We start from the raw sequence: 5523 nt of genomic DNA on the forward strand, positions 1-5523 counted from the left end.
AGCCCGTCCAGCGAGCCGAAGGCGAGCGGTCGGCGGTGGTGTCCCGTTAGCGCCCGCAGCGGAGCACCGAAGCGAAGCGCCCCCGTTAGGGGTCGGTGCGGAGCGAGGACGCTTACGGGCACCCCGCCGAGGACGGGCTCAGGCGGGCGTGAGCGGAGCGAACAGCCCGCCCTTACTCGCCGTTTGCGACGAGGCGGACTACGTCCGCCGAGGAGCTACGGCGAGTTAGTCCTCCGCCCCCAATAAATGATAATAAAACCGATAATGCAGGCAACCAAGCCCTAACCCCGAAGGGTGTCAGGTCGTATCTCGGTGAATTACTATACTTCTTGAATATCAAGCCTTATAAGAACATTCTCCGAAAATTCTTCACATTCAAGGGTGATTCTCTCAGATGTATTATTTTGTATTACGCTGTCAAAATATTGATAAACTTATTTTAGAAGTAAAAACGATAAATTAAACGAAAATCTTTAATTCGTTTTTAATAACGTATATATTATTGTTAATGGAGAGGAAAAGAAAGAGAATTGCAGGCAGGGATATTCATCCCAGATTTTGCTACGCGATTAACCTCACCACAAGAGAGGTAGGTAAGTACAGGTACACATGGATTTTGTATAAGCTTTTGGTCTGGAAGTTCCTTACCCCCGAGCACATATCCAAGCTTCTCTTTGTAGCGTTGCCTAATGCATACAGGCATATCCGTAGGCTTCGGGATTTAGGTTTGGTTCGCTCGGATAGAGTTCTGGGCTACACTCTCGTATCGCTCACTTCCGAAGGTAGAGAGTTTACCTTTGACCTTCTTCCGGAAGTGGACAGGTTCAGAGAGCTGTATCCGTCCTATGGGTGGAAGGGAGAAGCTCCCCATAACTTGACCCATGAGCTAAAGCTCAGAGACCTCTGCATAAAGAAGCTCCAGCCATCAATAAGCTACTCTGTGTATGCCAAGGTTCTGGCTAAGGTTTACGGGAAGGATACCGTAGGACTGCACAGAGCTGACGCTGTGGAGTTGTGGGAGCAAGATGGATATATCTATCCCATAGCGATAGAGCTTGAACTGAGCGATAAGAAGAATGCTAAGGTAAAGGCGAAGCTCAAAAGCATAGCAGAGGCTATAGGCGAATATTACTCCCGGGTTAAGTTCTTCTTCAAGCGTCCCTCGTATGAGGAAAAGTTCAAAAAGCTGAGCTTCAAAATCTTTGACGCTGAGAAGATAGTGAGGTTCTCCAATCTGCACGGGCAGAGTTATCTGAAGAGCATAGAGATTTACCGGGACATAGAACAAGAGCTAAAGCACCTACGCAAGTGCGCAGAACTCAGCAGTTTAGAAATAGACGAAACCATAGCTAAAGAGCTTAGCCGTAAGCTCAAGTGATTATCAAGGTTAGCAATTACTAACCCGAGCCAGCGGAATTTTAAAAGCCGTAAGGCTTTTCTTCTTCTTAATTTTTCCACTTCGTTGATTTTCAACCACTTCCCCTATTTTTCCTTTCCACCCGAGCGAAAATCTCGTCGTTTTCATCACCACCGCCTATATATGGTGATGATATTTTTTCTTGTTTTTTCTTGTTTTATATATTCTTGTTTTAGGCGAGCTGAAGTCGTTGATACTCAAGGGTTTGAGGACATTAAATATGACAAAAAGCGGGTGCAATATGACAAAAAGCGGGTGAAATATGACAGAAAGCGGGTGAAATATGACTAATCAGAACTCACATATTGATTTATGTCAAGATGACTTATATAATACTTTGTCATATTATAGGAGGGTTGATATAATGAAAAGCCTTGTGCCATTTGACCCAGAGCGTTCCGAGGAGAACAAGATAACTAAGGCAAACACCCTTATAGAGGCAAGGTATAAGCTCACCATTCAAGAGCAAAGGTTGATACTTGCCTATATCTCCCTGCTCTCACCTGAAGATGAGGACTTCCCGACGGTAGAGATAAGGGTTAGAGACCTTATCCAGCTTCTTGAACTTGAAGACCATGATTACTATGACAAGATAAGGGAAACCCTTGAGAGGCTTCGCTCCCGTGTGCTTAAGATACGCAAGCCCGATGGGTATCTCATCACGGGGTGGATTTCTTCGGCGGAATACTTTGACAAGGAAGGAAAGATAGAGCTCACCTTAGACCCGAAGCTGAAGCCCTATCTCTTGAAGCTAAAAGAGGCTTTCACCACCTATGCATTGCGGAATATCCTTAAGCTCCGTAGCTCCTACGCCATACGGCTGTATGAACTTTTGAAGCAGTATCAGAACATAGGTAGGCGTAGGTTCACGATAGAAGAGCTGAAGCAGTTATTGGGTATAGAACCAGGCGAGTACAAGCTATATGGGGACTTCAAACGCCGTGTAATCCTCCAAGCCCAACGGGAGCTAAAAGAGAGGACCGACATCTACTTTGACTTTCGGGAGATAAAGCGGGGGCGTAAGGTAGCGGAAATAGAGTTCACAATCCTTGAAAATCCCAAGTTCACCCTGAAGGAAAAAGAGGAAGAGGAGAAGGCAGAGGAAGAAAGAGAACGGCTGAGAAAAAGGTATGAGGAGCTTCTTCAAAAGTGGGAACCCTACCTTGAAAGGCTGGAGCTCCGTAGGCTCTCTAAGGCTCATGTGGTTTTCTTCCTCGAAAACTCCCTGCTGGAACCCGAGCAAACGCTGGAAGCTATAAGGGCTGATGACCTTAACCCTCTGGTGAGGAACCCAATAGGAACGCTTTTTAGCTCGTTGCCTCTCAAATCTAAGCTGAGGTATTTCTGGCTTTTGAAGCTGGAACCTGTTAAGGAAGCTCCCACAAGCTCAGGTATGTGGGAAGGCTTTGAAGATTGGGAAGGTAGATGGGAAAGGAAGTGGAACCTTGCCCGTAGAGTTCTGAGTGAGCACAGGATAGATTACACGCTTCCCAAAGTCCCCACAAGCGAGGAGGAAGCCGTAGAAATCCTTTCGGATGTGGAAAGGGTAATAGCTAAGGCTCTGGGGGATAGGCTCTCTAAGGAAGAGAGGAAGGAGATTTTAGAAGCTTTTGAGGAATATCGGGATATTAAACCAGCTTCCCTTAAGACTCCCTCTATAAGCTTCGCATACCTTCCCCAGCCCGCAAGGTTTAGCTCTTTTACTTCATTCGTAAGCAGATAGCGAATGAGTTTTAGACTAAAGTTTTGCACGGCTTTAGTGCTTGGCACTCAAGCTTCCGCAATAGGGCTACTGTTTTTAACAGGTGTATTTACTCCGAGCACTTGTTAGAGAAGAAACTCGTAGCTTAACAGTTATGAAAATAAATACTCTTTGAGAAATTATTGTAACAAATCGTGCAAATCTTAAGTTATTGATATTCCTGGTATTCTGGAAACTTGATATAAATACACTCACTTCATGCAAAACTTTAGAATCTTACTACCTCGCAAGTGGGTTATATTATAATTGTTTTCAATTATATTTTAAGGAGGGTAAGGTCATGACTGTTGTTAGTCTTCAACACAAAGCAAGTCAAAGAGATTTGTTTAACACTATCAGCAAGCCTGAATTTAAAAATCGCCTAAGAGAAAATATAAAGTTCATAAGTAAAACTCTATCTTTTAAACTCCAAAAAAGAAAAATGACTGAAATATTGGGGTGGAGCTTTGATGTAGTACAAAATATGGAAAAAGAATACATTAAATTTTTAGCCTTAAACAAAACATTCATGGATTTTAATATAGATATAAAAATCATACCTAATAGATTTATAGACGAATTCTGGCATTATCATATACTAGATACGGAAAAGTATTATCAAGATTGCATCTCTATATTTGGAAAAATTTTACATCATTATCCATATTTTGGTATGGTGGACGAAGAGGATAAAAAAGAATGGTTTAATACCGCAAAATTAGCTCAGAGAGTTTGGAAAGAACTTTTCAATGAAACTCTGTATGGTAACTTAAGTGAAGAAGAAGACTCTTATAAACTTGATAAAGAATTTTATAAGAAATTATCGCAGATATATAAATCCTCGCAAAATACGTGGGCTATGAAATGTAGTAGATGTAGAACATGTAGACCTTCCAATTGTCCATGAAGTTTGAGTATACTAAAAGGAGAATTTTTAATGATATCTTAAAGGAAGAGATTATCAAAGATTTTTATAATCGAGCCATAAATAAAGTGCTTGATATAGGTTGCGGCGACTGTTATCTTTTGAATCTTTTGAAAACTTTTTATAATTCATCAGACCTTTATTGTATAGAAAAACACAATATTTATGAAGTGAGTTCCTGTAGTAGTGTAAAGCAAATAGAACTAAATACTTTAAGTTTATATGAATTTGATGTAGTTACTTTTGTAGATGTATTATATTTAATAGATAGTAATACATTAAATAACATTTTCGAAAAGCTTAGATACAGTATAAGGAAAGAAGGAATTATTTATATAGTATTAGGCATCTATAAGGAAAGCAGAGGGATTGAATTATTTAGAAAAAAACTAACACATATAGATAAATATAATATTTATTCACTAGAAGAATTATTGAACGTTTTTGAAAAATATAACTATAAAGTTTTTGTTAAGAGAATGTCTTTCGAGAGTACATTTGGAATTAAAATCAATAGCTCATATAAACATAACTTAAAAAAATTTATTGATTACCTTTACGAAGATAAACTTTTATTTAAATTATGCATTTAATGTATAAAGAATGTAAGAAGGTCAGTGAAGATATAAACTTAAGGTTAGAGTCTATTGCTGTGTCCAATAATGAGACGTAAGTTATTGATAGACCATCAAATCCCCCCTCATACTATGAGAATTGCTCTCAATTAAATTTTGGGTTTGGTATACAACTATCTGCTGGTTAGCGGTTGCTACTTTGTTGGACAAAGCAAGAGCCTATAAAAATATCAGAGGTTAAGATACCAACAGGTAGAAGAATATAAACATTATGAAGAGCTCTTCAAGGCTCTGATAAAGGCCGAGGTATTCAGAAAGCTTGGGGTTCCGAGTTTGGGATTTTTTGCCGATTGAACCTTCCGCCGTTCCTTGTGGAAAAGTCAAAAAATCCTGAAAATTCCCCTTATCTCCCAACGGTTTGAAAGGTTCAAAAATTCAAGCTAAGAGGTAGTCCCCTTCTTAGGTTCTGACCTGCGGGATAACCATATCAGGAATAGACCGACCGAAACAACTCCTAAACCCATCAAGAACATGCCCACGGTGTATTTATCCATCGCTTTCCCCCCTATTCACAAAATACACACCGATAGCAAAAAGCAAAGCCAAAATCAGCAAGCTACCAACCATGCGTGAAAGGTTCAACTCCTCTTTCTGGAATAGCGGAGTAATCAAACCTACGGATAGGAAAATCACCGCTACCGTAAGAAAGTGCTTGCCTTTTTCCTTGTAGGTTCCTTTCCTCACTCTCTCAATTCTATCCTTTGCCGAAGCGAAGCGGAGGCAAATTCCTCTCTCCCTCCTGGGGTGAGGGTTCGGGAGAGGGTGGAGCGAGGGAGAGAGGCTTTTGGGTGAGTGGGTGAAGCTC

General features: G+C 40.7%; 4 protein-coding genes. All 4 read left to right on the forward strand.

Annotated elements, in window-relative coordinates; all coding sequences use genetic code 11:
* The first annotated feature begins 508 nt into the window (after positions 1-508).
* Positions 509-1378, forward strand: coding sequence for a hypothetical protein (locus ACWB1W_RS03555; RefSeq protein WP_479370020.1), 870 nt, complete (start codon positions 509-511; stop codon positions 1376-1378).
* Between the two features lie 403 nt (positions 1379-1781).
* The gene (locus ACWB1W_RS03560; protein WP_479370021.1) at positions 1782-3140 is read left to right on the forward strand and encodes a replication initiation protein; all 1359 of its coding nucleotides are present in this window, start codon (positions 1782-1784) and stop codon (positions 3138-3140) included.
* Between the two features lie 319 nt (positions 3141-3459).
* Entirely contained in the window at positions 3460-4065 is a 606-nt protein-coding gene (locus tag ACWB1W_RS03565; protein ID WP_479370022.1) for a glycine-rich domain-containing protein, read from the forward strand.
* The gene (locus ACWB1W_RS03570) at positions 4062-4676 is read left to right on the forward strand and encodes a methyltransferase domain-containing protein (protein ID WP_479370023.1); all 615 of its coding nucleotides are present in this window, start codon (positions 4062-4064) and stop codon (positions 4674-4676) included. Before ACWB1W_RS03565 ends, ACWB1W_RS03570 begins: the two co-directional genes overlap by 4 nt.
* Positions 4677-5523: the final 847 nt, after the last annotated feature.

Source organism: Aquifex sp. (genome assembly GCF_056494385.1).

What these genes read in the sequence shown, in the direction of transcription:
- ACWB1W_RS03555 (WP_479370020.1), top strand. Translation starts at nt 509, where the DNA reads ATGGAGAGGAAAAGAAAGAGAATTGCAGGCAGGGATATTCATCCCAGA.
- ACWB1W_RS03560 (WP_479370021.1), top strand. Translation starts at nt 1,782, where the DNA reads ATGAAAAGCCTTGTGCCATTTGACCCAGAGCGTTCCGAGGAGAACAAG.
- ACWB1W_RS03565 (WP_479370022.1), top strand. Translation starts at nt 3,460, where the DNA reads ATGACTGTTGTTAGTCTTCAACACAAAGCAAGTCAAAGAGATTTGTTT.
- ACWB1W_RS03570 (WP_479370023.1), top strand. Translation starts at nt 4,062, where the DNA reads ATGAAGTTTGAGTATACTAAAAGGAGAATTTTTAATGATATCTTAAAG.